Raw genomic sequence first — 287 nt, forward strand, 5'->3', positions numbered from 1 at the left:
GTGCGGTACGCCATGGTAATAAGCTTGGCGCACAAGGCGCGTTTTTCTTTAAATTAGTTGCTGCACTTATTGAGCAAATGGGTCAAGCGTACCCAGAGCTTGCTAAGCAACAAGAAATTATCGAAAAAGTACTGCGTATTGAAGAAGAGCAATTTGGTAAAACACTTGAGCGTGGCTTAGCTATTTTAGAAGAAAGCTTAAGCGACCTTAAGGGCGATGTGATCCCAGGCGATTTAGTATTTAAACTTTACGATACGTATGGTTTCCCAGCCGATTTAACCGCCGAT

1 protein-coding gene is annotated in these 287 nt (G+C 42.9%); it reads left to right on the forward strand.

Going from position 1 to position 287, the window contains the following annotated elements; translation table 11 throughout:
* A partial coding sequence (locus SB756_RS29355) for an alanine--tRNA ligase-related protein (RefSeq protein ID WP_410913067.1) occupies positions 1 to 287 on the forward strand: 287 nt, incomplete at both ends.

It is taken from the genome of Pseudomonas sp. SIMBA_068 (assembly GCF_046534705.1).
Taxonomy (GTDB): domain Bacteria; phylum Pseudomonadota; class Gammaproteobacteria; order Pseudomonadales; family Pseudomonadaceae; genus Aquipseudomonas; species Aquipseudomonas putida.